The 17,301-nt window shown below is 62.2% G+C and carries 19 protein-coding genes, 1 tRNA gene and 1 pseudogene; 9 read left to right on the top strand and 12 right to left on the bottom strand.

The window, feature by feature from the left end; genetic code table 11:
* Window positions 1-48: 48 nt before the first annotated feature.
* Window positions 49-738 carry a DNA repair protein RadC gene (gene radC / locus R3C98_RS16955; RefSeq protein WP_371315257.1) on the bottom strand — a complete coding sequence of 230 codons (690 nt, stop codon included), beginning with the start codon at window positions 736-738 and terminating at the stop codon, window positions 49-51.
* 126 nt (window positions 739-864) lie between these two features.
* On the opposite strand from radC, the gene R3C98_RS16950 reads away from it, so the two are divergent.
* Window positions 865-1,497, top strand: a complete 633-nt coding sequence (locus R3C98_RS16950; RefSeq protein ID WP_371315256.1) for a cupin domain-containing protein — start codon at window positions 865-867, stop codon at window positions 1,495-1,497.
* A 4-nt stretch (window positions 1,498-1,501) separates the two neighbouring features.
* Here the strand turns inward: R3C98_RS16950 and map are convergent, their stop codons facing one another.
* Window positions 1,502-2,323 (bottom strand): type I methionyl aminopeptidase, encoded by an 822-nt coding sequence (map, locus tag R3C98_RS16945; protein WP_371315255.1) that lies wholly within the window; start codon window positions 2,321-2,323, stop codon window positions 1,502-1,504.
* 227 nt (window positions 2,324-2,550) lie between these two features.
* Between map and R3C98_RS16940 the strand changes: the two genes are divergently transcribed.
* From R3C98_RS16940 to R3C98_RS16920, 5 genes are read left to right on the top strand one after another with little or no spacing between them, the layout of a single operon-like run.
* Window positions 2,551-3,867, top strand: a complete 1,317-nt coding sequence (locus R3C98_RS16940) for a serine hydrolase domain-containing protein (protein ID WP_371315254.1) — start codon at window positions 2,551-2,553, stop codon at window positions 3,865-3,867.
* Window positions 3,868-3,890: 23 nt separating this feature from the next.
* Entirely contained in the window at window positions 3,891-4,667 is a 777-nt protein-coding gene (locus R3C98_RS16935) for a competence/damage-inducible protein A (RefSeq protein ID WP_371315253.1), read from the top strand.
* Window positions 4,664-5,152 (top strand): hypothetical protein, encoded by a 489-nt coding sequence (locus tag R3C98_RS16930; protein WP_371315252.1) that lies wholly within the window; start codon window positions 4,664-4,666, stop codon window positions 5,150-5,152. Before R3C98_RS16935 ends, R3C98_RS16930 begins: the two co-directional genes overlap by 4 nt.
* A 32-nt stretch (window positions 5,153-5,184) precedes the next feature.
* Window positions 5,185-5,967 (top strand): enoyl-CoA hydratase, encoded by a 783-nt coding sequence (locus R3C98_RS16925; protein ID WP_371315251.1) that lies wholly within the window; start codon window positions 5,185-5,187, stop codon window positions 5,965-5,967.
* A gap of 5 nt (window positions 5,968-5,972) precedes the next feature.
* Window positions 5,973-7,184, top strand: a complete 1,212-nt coding sequence (locus tag R3C98_RS16920; RefSeq protein ID WP_371315250.1) for an acetyl-CoA C-acetyltransferase — start codon at window positions 5,973-5,975, stop codon at window positions 7,182-7,184.
* On the opposite strand, the gene R3C98_RS16915 is transcribed toward R3C98_RS16920, so the two are convergent.
* Genes R3C98_RS16915 through R3C98_RS16905 form a run of 3 tightly spaced genes read right to left on the bottom strand, consistent with a single transcriptional unit; the run spans window position 7,181 to window position 8,925 of the window.
* Window positions 7,181-7,639 carry a hypothetical protein gene (locus R3C98_RS16915; RefSeq protein WP_371315249.1) on the bottom strand — a complete coding sequence of 153 codons (459 nt, stop codon included), beginning with the start codon at window positions 7,637-7,639 and terminating at the stop codon, window positions 7,181-7,183. The genes R3C98_RS16920 and R3C98_RS16915 overlap by 4 nt on opposite strands.
* Window positions 7,640-8,110, bottom strand: coding sequence for a hypothetical protein (locus R3C98_RS16910; RefSeq protein ID WP_371315248.1), 471 nt, complete (start codon window positions 8,108-8,110; stop codon window positions 7,640-7,642). It lies immediately after the preceding gene.
* Window positions 8,111-8,160: 50 nt separating this feature from the next.
* Window positions 8,161-8,925: a phytochelatin synthase family protein gene (locus tag R3C98_RS16905; RefSeq protein WP_371315247.1), complete on the bottom strand. Its 765-nt coding sequence runs from the start codon at window positions 8,923-8,925 to the stop codon at window positions 8,161-8,163.
* A gap of 141 nt (window positions 8,926-9,066) precedes the next feature.
* On the opposite strand from R3C98_RS16905, the gene R3C98_RS16900 reads away from it, so the two are divergent.
* Together R3C98_RS16900 and R3C98_RS16895 are read left to right on the top strand one after the other, a co-directional pair.
* Window positions 9,067-9,150, top strand: a tRNA-Leu gene (locus R3C98_RS16900).
* Window positions 9,151-9,491: 341 nt separating this feature from the next.
* Window positions 9,492-10,025 (top strand): phospholipid-binding protein MlaC, encoded by a 534-nt coding sequence (locus tag R3C98_RS16895; RefSeq protein WP_371315246.1) that lies wholly within the window; start codon window positions 9,492-9,494, stop codon window positions 10,023-10,025.
* 91 nt (window positions 10,026-10,116) lie between these two features.
* On the opposite strand, the gene R3C98_RS16890 is transcribed toward R3C98_RS16895, so the two are convergent.
* Window positions 10,117-10,881, bottom strand: coding sequence for an isoprenylcysteine carboxylmethyltransferase family protein (locus tag R3C98_RS16890; protein WP_371315245.1), 765 nt, complete (start codon window positions 10,879-10,881; stop codon window positions 10,117-10,119).
* A 188-nt stretch (window positions 10,882-11,069) separates the two neighbouring features.
* Window positions 11,070-11,729, bottom strand: coding sequence for a CPBP family intramembrane glutamic endopeptidase (locus R3C98_RS16885; RefSeq protein ID WP_371315244.1), 660 nt, complete (start codon window positions 11,727-11,729; stop codon window positions 11,070-11,072).
* A gap of 57 nt (window positions 11,730-11,786) precedes the next feature.
* On the opposite strand from R3C98_RS16885, the gene R3C98_RS16880 reads away from it, so the two are divergent.
* Window positions 11,787-12,341, top strand: a complete 555-nt coding sequence (locus tag R3C98_RS16880) for a PadR family transcriptional regulator (protein WP_371315243.1) — start codon at window positions 11,787-11,789, stop codon at window positions 12,339-12,341.
* 15 nt (window positions 12,342-12,356) lie between these two features.
* Here the strand turns inward: R3C98_RS16880 and ald are convergent, their stop codons facing one another.
* The 5 genes and pseudogenes from ald to R3C98_RS16855 form a co-directional block, all read right to left on the bottom strand.
* Window positions 12,357-13,472, bottom strand: coding sequence for an alanine dehydrogenase (ald, locus tag R3C98_RS16875; protein ID WP_371315242.1), 1,116 nt, complete (start codon window positions 13,470-13,472; stop codon window positions 12,357-12,359).
* Between the two features lie 89 nt (window positions 13,473-13,561).
* Entirely contained in the window at window positions 13,562-14,677 is a 1,116-nt protein-coding gene (locus R3C98_RS16870; RefSeq protein WP_371315241.1) for a cation:proton antiporter, read from the bottom strand.
* Window positions 14,598-15,383 carry a cation:proton antiporter gene (locus R3C98_RS16865; RefSeq protein WP_371315240.1) on the bottom strand — a complete coding sequence of 262 codons (786 nt, stop codon included), beginning with the start codon at window positions 15,381-15,383 and terminating at the stop codon, window positions 14,598-14,600. The genes R3C98_RS16870 and R3C98_RS16865 overlap by 80 nt, the downstream gene beginning before the upstream one ends.
* Before the next feature lie 169 nt (window positions 15,384-15,552).
* Window positions 15,553-16,235 (bottom strand): annotated as a pseudogene (locus tag R3C98_RS16860) (TorF family putative porin).
* Between the two features lie 164 nt (window positions 16,236-16,399).
* The gene (locus R3C98_RS16855) at window positions 16,400-17,215 is read right to left on the bottom strand and encodes an SDR family NAD(P)-dependent oxidoreductase (RefSeq protein WP_371315239.1); all 816 of its coding nucleotides are present in this window, start codon (window positions 17,213-17,215) and stop codon (window positions 16,400-16,402) included.
* Window positions 17,216-17,301: the final 86 nt, after the last annotated feature.

Here is a 17,301-nt window from a genome sequence, read left to right as displayed (position 1 = left end):
ACGGTAGTGCCCCGCGCGCCCGCCGCAAGTCTTATCGTAAGGGAACTGTCATATCAGTCCGGCCGAGCGGAAGCTGGTTACGCCGCCCGTTCCGGCGATCAGGTGGTCGTGAACCTCAATCTCGAAGGGAATAAGCGCGTCGATGATTTCGCGCGTCATGTCGATGTCGGCGCGCGAGGGCGTGGTGTCGCCCGAGGGGTGGTTGTGCACCAGGATCAGGCTGGACGCGGCCAGTTCCAGCGCCCGCCGGGCGATCTCGCGCGGATAGACGGGCGCCTGATCCACTGTGCCCTGGCTCATTACTTCATCGGCGATCAGCTGGTTCTTGCGGTCGAGGAACAGCACGCGGAACTGCTCGCGCGTTTCGTGCTGCATCTCGCGGCGGACATATTCCAGCAGGGCGGACCAGGAGGAGATGACTTCGCGCTTGCGGATTTCCTGGAGGCTCGCCCGGCTCTGCAGTTCGGCGACGGCTTTCAGATAGGCGGCGACCGTCTCGCCGACGCCGTCCACCTTGACGAGATCGGCCGCAGGCGCGGCCAGCACACCTGAGAGACTGCCAAATTGCAGTTCCAGCGCCTTGGCAATGGGCTTCACGTCCCGCCGGGGGATAAAGGCCATCAGCAGGACTTCGAGAATCTCGTAATCATCAAGCGCTGCGGCCCCGCGCGAGAGCAGCTTGCCGCGCAGGCGCTCGCGATGGCCCTGCCAGTGCGGTTTGTCCGTTCCGGTTTTCATCCTTGCGGAGAAACCACGAAAATCCGTTTCGACAAAGTAGGTTTGGCGCGCTTGCGAGGGGCGGAATCCTGTGGAAGCCTTGCACGCATGGCTCGCCAAGAGGCCTGAAGAAAAGGGGACGCATCCATGAAACTGACGACCGCAATCCTGCCAGCAATGGCTTTAGGCCTTGCTGCCTGTGCCCATGACGGACATTCGCATGATCATGCCATGACCATGGCGGATCATGCTGACCATCCGGACAAGCTGGTGCGGGCCGCCACGGGCGAGATGGTCGACAATCCGTTTCATCCGGTCCGCCTCCTCCTGTCGAACGAGGAATCGGCTGGCGAGGTGACGATCTACGAATTCCTACTGCCGCCGAAGAGCCCGGGCTCGCCGCCGCACACCCACAGCCTGGAGGATGAGTATTTCTACGTCCTCTCCGGCACGCTCGACGTGCTGTCGGGCGGAGAGACGCTGCGCCTCAATCCGGGCGACTTCGCAGCGCTGACCCGGGGCCATGCCCACATGTTCTGGAATGGCAGCGACACGCCGACCGAACTGATCATGACCACGACCGGCAGCTCGTTTGAGGAATTCATGAAATCTGCCGGCCCGCGCGTCGCAGAGGCGAAGCCCGCCAATGCCGAAGAGGCTGGCGCTGTCATCGGCCAGCTTGCGGCAGAGCACGGCATCGTCATTTCGATGGAGAAAATGCCAGCCGAGGCCGCGCCGTTCTATGCGCCGCCGCCTCCGCCGGAACCGGTGCAGGAATAGGGGCCTAGAGCACGACCTTGTGCGGCTGGTGCCAGCCTTTGGGGCTGGATGTGAAGATCTCCACGCCGTCCTCGGTCACCCCGACCGAATGCTCATACTGGGCCGAGAGTTGGCGGTCGCGTGTCACGGCCGTCCAGCCGTCCGGCAGGATGGCCGCGTCCTTGCGGCCGAGATTCAGCATCGGCTCGATGGTGAAGAACATGCCGGGCTTCAGCTCCGGGCCGGTATTGTAGTCGGCAGAGTGGATCACATTCGGCTCGTCATGGAACAGCTGGCCGAGGCCATGGCCGCAGAAGTCCTCGACGACGGACATGCGGTTCTTGCGGGCGATCTCGCTGATCGCGCCGCCGATGTCGCCGAAGCGGTTACCCGGCTTCACCTGCGCGATGCCGGCCATCATGGCTTCGTAGGTGACATCCATCAGGCGCTCGGCCTTCCGCTTCACTTCGCCGACGCCGTACATGCGCGAATGGTCGCCGTGCCAGCCATCGATGATGAGCGTCACGTCAATATTGGCGATGTCGCCTTCCTTCAGCGGTTTCGGCCCCGGAATGCCGTGGCAGATCACGTGGTTCAGCGAGATGCAGGAGGCGTGGCGATAACCACGATAGCCGATCGTCGCGGAGGTCGCGCCATGGTCCAGTACGAACTCGCGGATCAGGTTGTCCAGGTGTTCGGTCGTTACGCCCGGCTTCACCTCCGGCACCAGCATGTCGAGGCATTCCGCCACGAGGCGCCCGGCCTTGCGCATCCCTGCGAAGCCTTCGGCGTCGTGAATGCGGATTTCGCCCGTGCGCATGGGCAGAAGGAGGTTCGTGTCGGTCATGTCTGTGCCTTTGGAGGGCCTGAAGTCAAAAACAGGCGTCTTTTGAGAACAGATAGCAGTTTGAGCCCCGAAATTCCACCGCGCGGTGTGTGAATGCCGGATGGGGATGTCTTCCCGCTGCCCCACTTGCCGCGAGGTTCAGCTTGGCGCCGGGCAATTGATCTCTGTAATGTGGGGGCAAGGGCGCGACCGACGCCTGCAAGACATATCCGGCAAGGGGAGCCATTATGAAACATCAGACCAGCGCGATCCTGTCCGCCGTGGCCCTGTTCGGCCTGGCGGCTTGCACCACCGCACCGGCGGCCGAACCGCAGGCGAACACGTTCGAATACCTCGATCAAACGGAATCGCCAGCCGGATTTTCCGTCAACGGACTGGCCGAGCTGGACGCTGCGATGCGCAAATCGGTCGATGATGGGAAGGTGAAGGGGATCTCCACCTTGCTGGTGAAGGATGGCGAGGTCATCAATTACGACCAGTACGGTATCCGCCGCGCCGCCGACCAGGCGCCGATCCGGGAAGACACGATTTTCCGCATCTATTCCATGTCGAAACCGGTCACGGGCGTTGCCCTGATGACGCTTTATGAGGACGGGGCGTTCAGTCTGGATGATCCGATCACGAAATACGTGCCTGAACTGGCGGACCTGAAAGTGTTCGAAGGTCTCGACGAGGCTGGAGAACCGATCCTGGTCAATGCCGACCGGCCCGCAACGATGCGCGAACTGATGAGCCATACGGCGGGCTTTGCCTATGGCCTGTTCAGCGACGACCCGGTCAACAACATGTATGCGGCTGCGGACGTGCTCGGCGCGCCGGACCTTGAAACCTATATTTCGCGGCTCGCGACAATGCCGCTGCTCTACCAGCCGGGCACCGACTGGGCCTACAGCACCGCCGTCGATGTGCAGGGCTATATTGTCCAGAAACTGAGCGGCAAGCGCCTCGGCCAATATCTTGAGGATGAAATCTTCACGCCGCTCGGCATGGTGGATACCGGCTTCTTTGTGCCGGAGGAGAAACGCGACCGCTTCTCCGATGTCTTCACACCGGATGCCGAGACGGGCGAACTCGTGCCGATCGAGGCGGCGAGCTTTGCCTTCCGGGAAGGCGAGATCGGTATGGAGAAAGGCGGGCACGGGCTTGTTTCGACCATGGGTGATTATGCCCGTTTCTGCCAGATGCTGGTCAATGGCGGTGAGTTCGGCGGTGTGCGTATCCTGAAACCGGAGACGGTGGAGCTGATGCGGACCAATGTGCTGCCGGAGGGCGTCAGCCTGTTCTCGGACGGTACCACGCCCAATCCGCAAATGACTGGACAAGGGTTCGGACTGGACTTTGCCATATATGTCGACTCGTCGGCGGCTGGCGCAGCCCAGCCGGAGGGCTCCTACTACTGGACCGGCGCGGCCGGGACATGGTTCTGGATCGATCCGGTCAACGACCTCTTTTTCATCGGCATGGTCCAGCGTTTTCCGGGTGGCTCTGACCGGGCATCGCGGAAGGAATCCGCCGATCTCGTTTATCGCGCGCTTGCAGAGTGACGCTGCTTGGGGGATGGAATGGCATGACTGACCGTAGTTCACCCACCGCCGCCGTCCTCCTGATCGGAGATGAACTCCTGTCCGGGCGTACCCGGGACATCAATCTCCAGCAGATCGCGACCTATCTGGCCCCGCTCGGCATTCCGGTGCGTGAAAGCCGGACCGTGCCCGACATCGAGGACGAGATCGTTGCAGCGGTGAACGCGCTGCGGGCAAAATACACCTATGTCTTCACGACCGGTGGCATCGGCCCGACGCATGACGACATCACGGCAGACGCCATCGCCAAGGCCTTCGGTGTCGGCATTTCGGAACATCCGGAAGTCACCGCCATGCTGGCCGAGCGCTACAATGCCATGGGCACCGAATACACGCCCGCCCGCCGGCGCATGGCGCGCATCCCGCACGGGGCGAGCATCGTCGCCAATCCGGTGTCCGGCGCGCCGGGTTTCCAGACAGGCAATGTGTTCACGCTGGCCGGTGTGCCGCAGGTCGCCCGCGCCATGCTGGAAGACATCGGCCCGCGCCTCGAAACCGGCGCCGTTGTCCACAAGATCACGATCCGCGGCACGGGCCTCCGGGAAGGGGACATTGCCGAGCCGCTGGGTGCGCTGGCCAAGGAGATGCCGCAGGTCTCCTTCGGCTCCTATCCCTGGTTCCGGACGGTAGGCGACAGCGGCGTGCACCTTGTCGCCTCCACCCTCCATCAAGAGCTGATTGAAGAGGTCGCCGCGAAACTGTCGGCGATCATCGAAAAGGCGGGCGTAAGACCCGAGCGGCTGGAGGACGCCAATACGTGACAAATTTCCTGAGACGAACGCCGGTCATCTGGACATTGTTTGTCCTGATGATCGTGATCGGTGCCGGGTTTGGCTATTTCAGAAGCGACGTCGGCGGGGTCTATCTCGATACGTCGTCTTCGATGGTGCAGTCGCGCGAGATCATCGCGGCCATGACGCCAGAGCAGCGGGACATGCATTTCTGGGTCACCGTGACGCTGGATACCGCGTTTCCGCTTGCCTATGGCGGGTTCTTCGCGGCCATGGCGCTGCGATATTTCAGCGGTCTTGGCGGCGCCGCAGCGATGCCCGCGCTGGCCACGATCATCGTGGATCTGACCGAAAATACCGTCCAGGCGCTGGCATTGCACGGTACGGTTGATGTGCTCGACACCAAGGAGTGGCTGACGCCCCTGAAATTTGGCCTTTTCTTCCTGGCTGCGGCGATAGCGCTCGTTGCCCTGATGATGGCCTTCGTGGCCCTGTTCCGCCGGAAACAGGCCTGAGCCGACAAAGACAGACGAAAAGGGAGGCCATCGTGGCTGACGAAATTATTCTTGTAGAGCGCGACGGACCGGTCGCCCTTGTGACCCTGAACCGGCCGGACGCGCTGAATGCGCTCAGCCGGGCCCTGCGCGCCGAGATCGTGCGCGTGTTCACCGAACTGAAGGACGATCCGGAAATTCGCGCCGTCGTACTGACCGGTGCAGGCCGGGCATTCACCGCCGGTGTCGACCTGAAAGAGGCTGGCCAGACCGGCTTTGCCCTCGGCGCCGACGAAGACTCCAAGGCGATCAACATCCTCGCCGCGATGGAAGCCTATCCGTGGCCAATCATTGGCGCGATCAACGGCTTTGCCATCACTGGCGGGTTTGAGCTGGCCCTGATGTGCGACGTGCTGCTGGCCTCCGAGAATGCAAAGTTCGCCGACACGCATGCCCGCGTCGGTATCGTGCCGGGCTGGGGCCTGTCGCAGAAACTTTCGCGCCTGATCGGCATCAGCCGCGCCAAGGAACTGTCCTTCACCGGCAACTTTATCGACGCCGAGATGTCCGAGCGTTGGGGCCTGGTAAACCGCGTCTACAAGGCGGACGAGCTTGTCCCCGCCGCCATGAAGCTGGCGCACGAAATGTGCGGCACGCAGCCCGTGCTGCTGAAGAAGTACAAGGCGCTGATCGATGACGGCTTCGGTATGCCGTTCGCCGACGCCATGAAAGAAGAAGTGCGCCGCTCGATCGAGCACGCCAACTCCGTTACCGCCGATTCCGTGGAAGAGGCCCGCAAACAGGTCACCGCCCGTGGCCGCGACCAGCAAGGATAAATCCGATGAGAGACGTTGTAATCTGTGAACCCGTACGCACCGCGGTCGGTGGCTTTGGCGGCAGCTTCAAGACAGTGCATGCCCATGAAATGGCGAGTCATGTTATCAGTGAGCTGATGAAGCGAACCGGCCTTCCGGCAGAAGCGGTCGAAGACTGTATTTTCGCGCAGTGCTATCCGACCATGGAAGCTCCGGCCTTCGGGCGCATGGTGGCGCTGGATGCTGGCCTGACCACAACAACCGGCGGCTACCAGATCGACCGCCGCTGCGGCTCGGGCCTGCAGGCGGTGATCAATGCGATCATGCAGGTCGGCTCCGGCGCGAACGATCTCGTCATTGCGGGCGGTGCGGAAAGCATGTCCAACGCGCCCTTCTTCTCCATCGATATGCGCTGGGACATCAAGGGCGACGGCCTGATGCTGCATGACGGCCTGTCGCGTGGTCGTTACACGGCGGGCGGCAAGTTCCACCCCGTGCCGGGCGGCATGATCGAGACGGCAGAGAACCTGCGCCGTGACTACCAGATCACCCGCGAAGCGCAGGACGAGTTTGCCTACAATTCCCACCAAAAGGCCGCTGCGGCGCAGGCCGCCGGAAAGTTCGACGACGAGGTCATTCCGTTCACGGTGAAAGGCCGCAAATCCGACACGGTCGTGGACAAGGACGAACATATCCGCGCCGACTCGACGCTGGAAAAACTCTCCTCCCTTCGCGCCATCCGCGGCAAGGCAGACCCGGACGCCACCGTCACCGCAGGTAACGCTTCCGGCCAGAATGACGGTGCGGCGGTCTGTATCGTCTGTACGCGCGAGGCGGCCGACAAGTATGGCCTGAAGCCGCTCGGCCGGATGCTGTCCTGGCAGGTGGCCGGTGTCGGCCCGGAAGTCATGGGCATCGGCCCGGTGCCGTCTTCGGAGAAAGCCATGGCGCGCGCCGGGCTGGAGCTGAAGGACATTGACCTCTTCGAGCTGAACGAAGCCTTCGCCTCGCAGGTGCTCGCCTGTACCAAGGCGCTGAACTTCAGCGATGACGACATGACCCGCCTGAACGTCAACGGTTCCGGCATTTCGCTCGGCCACCCCGTCGGCTGTACGGGTGTGCGCATCCTGACCACGCTGCTGCGTGAGATGGACCGCCGCGAAGCCCGCTATGGCGTTGAGACAATGTGCATCGGTGGCGGACAGGGCCTGGCCGCCGTGTTCGAACGCGTCGTCTAGAAAACTTCCGTGGCGCTGGTTTTTGTCCGCAGGGCAGTAACCAGCGCCGCGATATAAAATACGAAGCCAATCGGTGTCAGATAGATGGAGGCCTGCCGGATGAACCACCTGGCTGACCCTCTTTCTGCCATTGCTGACCAGGCATAGTCGCTGTTGTGCAGCGCGTTCAGGCCGTGAACAAAGCTGGCCACGAAGGCGCCGACGATACAGGCAAGGTGCAGATAGCCCAGCAAAGTGATCCGCCTGCGGTTTTCGCGAGGTTTCAATATCACTGCATAGGTGAGGCCCACCACGATACCAGCGAGCAGACCCGCGCCCTGGTCGCGGGTGATCACGCCGGACAGGTTCGCCAGGCTGAAGCCGAGCTGTGATCCGGTAAAATAATAAGTGTGGAGCGTGCCCAAAATGCCGCTGGTCGCCCAGATCCAGGGCAGGGCGGTAGCCGCGCGGTTCATCTAGAAAATATCCTCAAGGCGTTCGTGGCGCGTATTCAGCGCCACGATCAGCGCCAGGATGAAGACGATCCCTGCCAGCAGGCTGGCAAGGCCGCTGGCGGTGTAGGCAAAGCCGGCAGCGGTCATGTCTCCGCCGGTGCCGGCCAGGTAACGGTTGCGCTCCAGATTGCCGACCGCCTGACCGACATAGGCGGCGCCTGCCAGGAAGAGGTGGCTGTAGCCGACGATGGCCACCGAGGTGGACGGCCGTGTGCGCTGGATCAGCAGGTAGACCAGCGCCATACCGATCGCGCTGACCGTCGCGATCAGGACCATGGAGGCGGAGCTGAACAGCATCGTGCCCATGGCCTCCGCGCCTGAGAGGCTCGCCACGACGAATTGTGCGGCGGCGCCCAGCGCGGCCAGAAGGAACCACAGGAAGGGCAGGGCTTTCAGCATCGGATCCTCCGGCGGGGTGGCAGTGTCACTCACCGGGCAGCATCGCCCGGCAAGCGCCGCCAAGTCCACCCCGGCCGGGAGGATTACTTGTAGACGTGCACGAAGCCGCCGGTCTGGCCTTCCAGCACGCCATGCTCGGCGCTGGTCGGTTTTACCATGGCGGCGAGCAGCGTTTCGGCGGGCGTCCAGTAGGGGATGTACCATTCCTGATCGACTTCCAGCACGAGCACGCGGTCCTTTTCGGCGTCATAGGCCCCGATGACCGACACGTGCGGGCCGTCCCAGTCGCCCGTGACGACGCCCTGGTTGAAATAGACCAGCAGCGCATCCTCGGCAGATACTTCGTTCGCGACCAGCATGGCGCGCATCTGGTCCAGCGCTGCCTCGTTGGCCGCTGCGGGATGGAAGACTTCGGTCTGGTAGCCGGCAAGGTCGTTCGCGGCGAGGGCAGCCTCTGTGAACGCGACCAGCTGATCGAACGTCACCCCGTCACCCCCTTCGGCAGAAACACTGGCCCAGACCGGCTCGCCCGTGATCTCCAGCATGCCAGGCTGTGTCGTGACCGAGTCCTTCGCCAACACGGGAAGGCCGCGAAGGCCGTTCACGACACCGGTGACGGACGCGATGGAGCAGGCGGAATTCGTAAATTGCGGCTTCACGAACGGCGCGAAGGCCCAATAGTCCGGCGCGGGGGCCGTACGCAGGTATTCCGTATCCTCAGTCACCGGCGTAGCGGTTTCGCTGAGTTTCGGTGCCGGTGGCGGACCTTCAGCAATGGCCGTGCAGGCGCACATGAGGAGGCTCAGGCCTGCGGCGGCGAGGCGGGTCGTCATCTTCTGGTTTGTCATGGGAAATCCACGAGTGTTGGCGATGACCAAGCGTGGATCAAAAGTGCTTCCCGTCAACGGGGAATCGCGCGGATAACCTGCAATGACACATGGTGTTGTAGCGGATTGGGCGTGTATGCCAGAAAGGCAACCACAAGGTTCGCGCGCTTGGTGGAATGGTAGACACAGGGGACTTAAAATCCCCATCCTTCGGGAGTGTGGGTTCGAGTCCCACAGCGCGCACCACACCGGATTCCCATTTGTTTTTTTCTCCGGCATCGGCCCGGACATTGCGGGCCTGCCGGGGTAGGGCATCTGCCCTTCATTTTATGGTTACCGGCCGATTCACCAAAAATTCCATTTCAGACAAATGCTTGTGATCATTGCATCACAGCTTTGTCCGGATCGTTTCAGCCTGAAACAGAAACGCCCCGATGTGGCACGAAAGTCGCGCCTGATTCGGATTCCAACATTTCAAGAGGTCCGGCTCATGCGCATTCTGCATGATTACTATATAGTTACCAAGGGAACTCAGCGGGGTGGCACGCCATATGTAGTGTGCCGTTCAACCTGAAGGATTGAGTTCGATGATCCGCACGCTCCTTTTTACCGCTGCCCTCGTCCTGGCGCCGCTTCCGGCGCTGGCTGGCCCTGAGGCTGAAGCGCTGATCGCCGGTGCTGCCGCTGATATTTCCGATCCGGTGAAAGGCGAAGAAGCCTTTACCCGGTCTATCGATGTCGCCGCCGTTGCCCGTTTTGCCCTTGGCAAGCACGCCCGCCGTGTCAGCGCCGAAGAACAGGCCCGTTTCACCGACGCCCTGACGATCTTCCTCGCCGAAACGTTTCGGGACAATGCCGACAAATTCCAGGACGCCGATATCGTCGTGCTCGGGTCAAAGGACCGCAGCGCGACCGATTCCATCGTCGAAACCCGCATTACGCCTCGGGGCGAAGACCCACTGATGGTCCGCTGGCGCGTACTCGAACGCCAGGGTGAATGGCGCGTGGTCGATGTCGAAGTGCTGGGCCTGTGGCTCGCCATTGAACAGCGCGCCCAGATCAGCGCCATCCTCGACCGGCCCCGTGCCACGATCGATGACGCGATCGCCGCGCTGTCTTGATTTCCGGTCTGACTTTGGCCTGACTTGAACTTCCGACAAGAAAACCGCCCGGTGGAAACACCGGGCGGTTCCTTTCCGGCCTGCACCGGACTCAGGCGGGAGATGCCGGGGAGGGTCGAGCCGGCAGGCCCGGAATGACACTCGGAACCTCGTGGCGGTACGCCTCGTATTCCGCACCCAGATCGGCGACCAGGGTCTTTTCCTCGAAATAGATGCCGATGAAGACATAGGCGGTCATCGCGATGTTGAAGACGAGCCGGCCGATCGTCAGGTGCGGCACCGACCAGAGCGCGATCAGGATGCCCGTCATCATTGGATGGCGCACCAGTTTGTAGAAGAGCGGCGTACGGAAGGTTGCCCGCTTCGACTCGGTCTTGCTCAGCGAGGTCCAGGCCTGCTGCAGACCGAACAGGTGGAAGTGGTTGATCAGGAAGGTCGAGACCAGCGTGATGACCCATCCGGAGAAATAGGTCGCCAGCAGGACTGTGCCGAGGGTGCTGCCTTCCAGATTCCACAGCGTGTCCGGCAGCGGGGCCCAGAAAAGTACGAGACCGGCCGTGAAGAGTGCGACGAACAGCACGTATGTGCTGCGCTCGATCGCGGCAGGGCAGTGGCGGGTCCACCATGTCTTGAACCCGGCGCTAGCCATGAAAGTGTGCTGGGTGCCCCAGATCGCGACGAGGACAATATTCCACAACACGGCTGGCAGGCTGGATATTTCCGGCGCGAGTGGCGAAGCGGCATTGATTGTCACCGGCACGAAAAGGCCGGCCACGAACAGGATGAGATAGGTAAGCGCGGCGACGCCGATGGCGTAACAGACCAGGCTGTAGGTGATTGCGAGTGCACGAAGCATCTGGATTCCCTCCCACTGGATTGCGTGTCCGTTTTGGACAGTTGCCGGGAGGAGTTCTGACGCGCCGCCGAGCGGCGAGTCAGGGAATGATAGCACAGGACGGCGCTATCTGAACAAAATCGTTATAAAAGTTCAGAGAGCGCGGTTTTTGTTGATATTTTTAGATGAGCATGTGGTCGTCACACGGATCATGCGCCGACCAGGGGCGGCAGGAAAGGGTGGCCGACATAGAGCTCTGTGATGCCAAGAATGTCGACCGTGGCGTGTGCCAGCATGCAGGCGATCAGCCGGCGATCCGTGGCTAGATAGAGCAGGCCAAACAAAAGACCGATCAGTCCGGTGGACAACATACCGGACGGTCCCTGATAGAGGTGGGCAGCGCCGAAGACGACTGCGGAGAGCACGACCAGCAAGATTGCCCCGCCGCCGAACAGGCGTTCGCCCCAGCCGACGACAAAGCCCCGGAACATCAGCTCTTCCGCGAAGCCGCCAAAAAAGATGCCGATCGCCAGCAGGATCAGGTAGTTGGCGACATTGCCCTTCACCGCATCGAAATTGCTGAGGTCGATTTCTTCGTTGAGCAGCATCTGGATCAGGGGTTCGACAAGAACCGCGAAGGCAATGTGAATGGCGATGCCCGCGCCAATGCCGATGAGGATCATGCGGCCGGGACGGTCGCCCCACCAGCGCAGGGTCGCGCGCCGGGCGTCCTTGTGGAAGATCAGCGCCAGGACAACGACAACAAGTGAAAACAGGGCGCCAATGCCCGGCAGGACCAGAGGAAAGATCAATGGAAGGGCCCAAAGGAGCCAGGTTGCCGCTTTTTTCATTGGGGATGCGTCTGTCATGCTTGATCCAGTGTCCGAATAGTGCGATTCGCACTAAATAAGGTCAGGTGGATGTGAATGGCAAGCAAAAACGTGGATGACCGGAAAAGCATGACGGAGCTGGAGGCCTGCGTTCTGGCGCTGATCGCGCTCGAAGGGCCGTGCACGGCCTACAGTATCCGCAAGCAGTTCGAGGAGTCACTGACCTCGACCTGGCGCGCCAGTACGGGGTCCATTTATCCCCTGATCCGGCGGTTGACCGAACGGGGCTTGCTGACCCGCCACGATGTCGAATCCGATGGCCGGGGGTCCAAGGAAATCGAAGCGACGCCTGCGGGCAGGAAAGCCGCTCAGTCCTGGTTGAAGGATGTACCCGAATGGGTCGGCGAGCCATCGGCCGACCCTGTCCGTACACGCCTGAATTTCATCAGGCTGCTGGCACCGGGTGACCGGGTTCCGGTCGTCGAAGAGATGATGGCCGCGACGCAGGCTTCACTCGACCGCGTCGAGGCAAGCCGCGACCAGCTAGCCGCGGAAGGCCGGGATTTTGACGCGCTGACCGTCGCCGGCGCCCAGCACATGCTGCGCGCCCGGCTCGACTGGCTGGAAGAGGTGCGGGCCTACTACGCCTGACCGGTGCCCGAGGCCTCAGGCCTTCAGCCAGTCCGGCCGGACGTATTCTTCACCGAGATCATGGGCGACGGCTTCGTGGGCGATCTTGCCTGCATCGACCGTCAGGCCGTTGGCGAGGTGCGGGTTGGCGTTGATTGCTTCGCGCGCGCCCTTGTTTGCGATCTGCATCACGAAGGGCAGGGTGGCGTTGTTCAGCGCATAGGTTGACGTGCGCGGCACGGCGCCCGGCATGTTGGCCACGCAGTAGTGTAGCACGCCGTCGACCTCATAGATCGGATCTTCGTGCGTGGTGGCGTGGCTGGTCTCGAAACAGCCGCCCTGGTCGATGGCGATGTCGACCAGCACGGCGCCGGGCTTCATCGTCTTCAGCTGGGCCTTGGTCACCAGTTTCGGAGCGGCTGCGCCCGGGATCAGCACGGCGCCGATGACAAGGTCGGCTTCCTTGATGGCTTCGGCCAGCGAGTGGGCCGTGGAGTACATCGTCTTCAGGCTGCCGCGGAATTCGCTGTCGAGTTCGTCGAGGCGGCGATTGTTCCGGTCAAAGACGGTGACGTCGGCGCGCATGCCGACGGCGATTTCCGCCGCATGTGTGCCGGAGACGCCACCGCCGATGATGACGACTTTCGACGGCGCAACGCCGGGCACGCCGCCCAGCAGGATGCCGCGGCCGCGCTTGGTGCGCATCAGGGCCCAGGCGGCGACCTGCATCGACATGCGGCCAGCCACCTGGCTCATGGGCTTCAGCAGCGGCAGGCCGCCCTGCGCGTCGGTGACGGTCTCATAGGCGATGGCGAGACAGCCGGACTTCTTGAGGCCTTCGGCCTGAACGGGGTCCGGCGCCAGGTGGAGATAGGTGAAGAGCGTGTGTTCGGGCGTGAGACGGGCGGTCTCTTCCGGCTGCGGTTCTTTCACCTTCACGATCAGTTCCGAGGCTTTGAAGACGGCATCGGCGTCCGGCAGGATCTTTGCGCCAACACGGGTGTAATCTTCATTCGAGAAGCCGGATCCGAGGCCCGCGCCATCCTGGATGGCGACCTCATGGCCCGCCCGAACGAGCTCCCCGACGCTTTCAGGCGTCAGGCCGACACGAGATTCCTGTTTCTTGATTTCAGTTGGAACACCAATGCGCATTTAAGCCTCCTGACGGGAATGATGGTGCCTATAGACGGCATTCCGCGCAATTTCCAGCCCGCGCTTCAACTGATTCTCAGGATTGCTTGTCAGGCAGCCTGATCGAGGTCGGAATCGAGGGGATCGAGATCTTCATCATCCTCGTCCGGCTTGGCCTCGCCAATCGCGAAGCGTTCGGTTTCGTGGCTGATCCACGCACTCACCTCATCTTCAGGCACGCCCAGCGCGTTCAGCATGTCGATCACCATTTCGATGCCGCGCGGTTCCCCCATGGCGAAATGGGTACGGATGCCGAGTTCGGAGAAGCGCACCATGTCCTCCGGCGAGTCGACGGTGATGAAGCGTTTGAGGTCCGGGAAACGGCGCTGGACGACGGGCGTCACATCGAGGGAGACTTCATAGCGCGGTATGCCCAGCACCATGGCCCGTGCCTTGTTGCCGCCGATCGCCTCGATCAGCTTGATGTTGGACGCATCCCCGAACGAGACTTTGTAGCCATCCGCGACCGCTGACAGCATCCTGTCGGGATCGAACTCCGTCGCGAGATAAGGGATGCCGTGATCTTCCAGCGCGTCGACGGCGAGGCGGCCGGTTTGCGTCATGCCAACGATGATGACCGGACGGTCCAGCAGGGGCGTCGAGGCAGGCGCTGCTTCGGTCCGGGATTGGGTGCGCCGGACAATCTCGCGGGAAAGGCGCGCGCCGAGGCCTGCCCAGACGGGCGCAATGGCGAGCGACAGCGCGACGGCTGCTACCACGCTGCTCATCAGCGGAACGGGCATGCCGGTGACGATGGCGCCCAGCGAGAGAATGACCAGTGTAAACTCCGACCCCTGCGCCAGAAGGAACGCCATCTGCGTTGCGCCCGGCACGCTCCAGCCATTGAGGCGCGCTGCGGCAAAGCCAAGCGCGGACTTCATGCTGATCAGGGCGCCGGCGGCCAGCAGGACGAACGGCAAGTTGCGCAGTAGGGCAGGCACATCGATGGAGAGCCCCACACTGATGAAAAAGAAGGAGAGGAGTAGGCTGCGGAAGGGCGCCATTTCGGTCTGCACTTCGTGGCGGTAGGGCGTGCCCGAAACGGCGAGGCCGGCCAGGAAGGCGCCAAGCGTGAGGGACAGCCGCTCATTGCTGTCGCGCAGGCGGCTGCCAGCACGAACAGCAGGGTGAAGGCCGTAAGGCTTCCTCGTTCCGGATGGCCACAAGTGTGCGGAACAGGGGATTGATCAGGTATTTACCGGCCAGCACCGCTGCGTAGAAGGCAAGGCCCGCTTGAACGAGTGACAAGGCCAGTGAGCCGATCAGCGGCAGGTCCGCCCCGGCGAGCAAGTGGGTGGAGATGATCCCCGCCAGCCCGGAGGCGCCTGTTTCCGCGCCGCCGAGAGATGTTGCGTAGATCATCAGGAAGATCGCCACCATGTCCTGGAAAATCAGGACATGCGTTGCCGTTCGGCCGATGGGGCATGAATTCTGTTCGCGCTCGGTCAGGATGCGTGCGACGACTGCCGTGGAGGACAGGCCGAGGCTGAGCCCGACAGCCAGGGCGACCGGCCATGCGATCCCGATTAGCCAGAGGGCGCCGGCACTCATCAGGCCCGTCAGCATCAGGTGCGCTGGCGCGAGACCCAGCAGATCCCGCCGGCTCTCTTTTAGCTCCCGCATCGAAACGTGCATGCCAATGTCGAACAGCAGGAAGACCACGCCCAGCTCGGCAAGCAAGTGCGTGGCGGAACTCTCATGAATTAACCCGAGGCCATGCTGCCCAATCAGTATGCCAACAATAAGGTAGCCAACGATGGGGCTAAGGCGGGCGGCCTTCGTCACCAGGGCTGAGGCGGCGCCAAAGCCCAGCAGCGTGATTGCCGGAACGAGCGCATCGACAGCTTGCACAGGGGTGAACTCGGCTGCCACGCAATCGTCTCCTTCAGGTCAATCTGATTTTGGGGAACCCCCATGGGATAAAGATAGGAATGCATTGGGGTAAAACAAAGGCCGCCAGTTCCGGCGGGAACCAGCGGCCTTCACCTTGCTGCGCGTGGAGGAGGGCATGATCCCCGCGCAGTTGGAGGAACTCGAAGCCTTAGAGAGACTTCGCCAGCGTCACGACAACGCGCGACTCGGCAATCGAGCCATAGATGTCGTCGCCATCGGTATCCCAGTAGCGCAGGTCAACATCGATGCCGACCGGCAGGGAGTAGGTGCCGCCGAGCGACCAGTTGGTGTAGTCGCCGCCAGCATCGTAGCTGTAGTTACCGACAGATGCGCTCACAGCGAACTCGTCTGTGAAGGAGTAGTCCGCAGATCCTTCGACATAGAGGTTTTCATTGTCCGGGTCGTAGTACACAGCGCCGCCGACGGACACGCCGCCAGTGAAGGTGTAGCCGAGTGCGCCCTGCAGTTCGACGAAGTCGTAGTCTGCTTCTTCCGTGTCCGGATAGGCGTAGTAGATGAAGCCGACGTCCCAGCTGATCCCGCTTTCAGTCTCCCCCGCGAGACCGCCATACAGGTCCAGTTCCAGATTGGCGTCTTCCGGCTCGTCGCCGAAGTCGATGTTCGATGCCCAGGTACCGGCGTAGAACATGCATTGGAGTAGTCGAAGCCGCCCTGGATGGCGAAATCTTCGTTGGACTGCGAAATACCGCGCCAGACATAGTCTGTCGTCAGCGCGACATTACCCGACCATTCGCCTTCGGCGTAGGCGCCGCCGGCTGCGGCGGCGAGTGCTGCGAGGGCGACCCCCGCCCGTGTAAACTTGGATACCATTTGAACTTCCCCGTTCTTTTTAAGAGCGCGCTTCATTGAGCGCCGGGGCCAGATTGCCGCGGCTTTGGGCAGCTGCGGACTGAAAAAGAAGTTATCCGGGTACCGAGTTCAGGATCGCCCCTGAATTGAGCAGACTTGAGGCAGTGCTGCCTTTGTTTTGTGCGCTACCGGGCGACCAGCGGGGCGTAGCCGAGGTGCATTCCGGCATCCACGAGCAGGGTTTCGCCGGTCACATGCCGACTCGCATCCGTGCAGAAGAAAACGGCCGAATCTGCAATATCTTCGGGGCCACTGGCCACATTCAGAGGGACTGACGCAGCGACACCTGCCTCCATCTTTCTGTATTGTTCTTCACCCATTTGATCCTTGAACCAGCGCGTGCCGATGAATCCCGGACATATTGCGTTAACCCTGATCGCCGGGGCGAGCGCACGGGCAAGAGACAGCGTCATCGTGTTGAAAGCGCCTTTTGAGGCGGCATATGCAACCGAAGATCCCACCCCGGTCACACCTGCGATGGAAGACACGTTCAGTACTGCCGCTGCCCGGCCGGTTTCCTCATGGCTTTTCACCAGGAGTGACTTGCAGGCCTGCATCATGAGGAAGGGGCCCGCAACGTTCACGGCATAGATGTCGAGGAAATCCTGCCGGGAGAGGGCGTCGAGGTCGGCATGGTCGCGGGCATGGCGGGTGATTCCCGCATTGTTGACCAGGATGTCCAGACGGCCCCATGTGCTGGCGGCGTCGGCGAGGGCCTTGCAGCCTTCTTCAGTGGAGACATCGGCCTGTACCAGCCGCGCCTGTGCCCCGAAAGCCTGGCAATCGGAAACGGTCTGCTCGGCATCGGCGACAGACTTGGTGCAGTTGATGATCACATCGGCGCCGCGCTCGGCCAGTCGCAGCGCGATCGAGCGCCCCAGCCCGGTGGCTGACCCTGTAACAATTGCCTTGCGTCCCGCGAGATCTTTCGTGTCTGCCATGCCCGGCCTCCCTGTCTGTTCTGTCGTGTCTCTTCTGTTGTGCCTTGGCTTGTGGCGGCAGATTTTCGCTCCGTCAACGAAAGCTA

Source organism: Hyphomonas sp. (assembly GCF_041398465.1).
Lineage (GTDB): Bacteria > Pseudomonadota > Alphaproteobacteria > Caulobacterales > Hyphomonadaceae > Hyphomonas.
This window is presented reverse-complemented; position numbering and strand designations above follow the sequence as displayed.